This window comes from Streptococcus parasanguinis, from assembly GCF_001578955.1.
Lineage (GTDB): Bacteria > Bacillota > Bacilli > Lactobacillales > Streptococcaceae > Streptococcus > Streptococcus parasanguinis_U.
Window position 1 is genome coordinate 104,794 of record NZ_KQ969690.1, and the last position, 763, is coordinate 105,556.

1 protein-coding gene is annotated in these 763 nt (G+C 51.0%); it reads left to right on the forward strand.

Annotated elements, in window-relative coordinates; all coding sequences use genetic code 11:
• Positions 1-763 (forward strand): HsdM family class I SAM-dependent methyltransferase (locus tag SPADD19_RS04340; RefSeq protein ID WP_241496519.1); only part of this gene is annotated, 763 nt, incomplete at both ends.

The window sequence follows — 763 nt, forward strand, 5'->3', positions numbered from 1 at the left end:
GTTCTTACTATGAGGATCCAGACTCTCAAGAGGACTTGATCTCCGTCATCACCGATGAGCTCAACTATGTCATCAAGCCAGACTTGACCTTTACGGCCTTGGTAGACCGGGTCAATGAAGGGACCTTCCAGCTAGAAGATTTAGTTCAGGGCTTCCGAGACATCGAGCAAAGTGATGACCTCTATGAGAACCTCTTTGAGGACATTGATCTCTATTCCAAGAAGCTAGGAGCAACTCCTCAAAAGCAAAATCAGCTAGTGGCTGCTGTTATGAAAGAGCTGGCAGTGCTGGATGTGGCAGGTCATGCGGGTGATATGCTTGGGGATGCTTATGAGTATTTGATTGGTCAGTTTGCGACCGACTCGGGTAAGAAGGCAGGTGAGTTCTATACACCCCAGCCTGTAGCCAAGCTCATGACCCAGATCGCCTTTTTAGGGCGTGAAGACGAGCAGGGCTTTACCATCTACGATGCCACCATGGGATCGGGCTCCCTCTTGCTCAACGCCAAGAAGTTTTCTCACCAGCCTCAAACGGTCCAGTACTTTGGTCAGGAGCTCAATACCTCTACCTACAACCTGGCTCGAATGAACATGATCCTACACGGGGTTCCGGTGGAAAACCAGTTCTTGCACAATGCGGATACGCTGGACGAAGACTGGCCGACCCAGGAGCCAACCAACTTTGATGGGGTCCTTATGAACCCTCCATACTCAGCTAAGTGGTCTGCAAGCTCCGGCTTCCTCCAAGATCCTCGCTTTTCCCC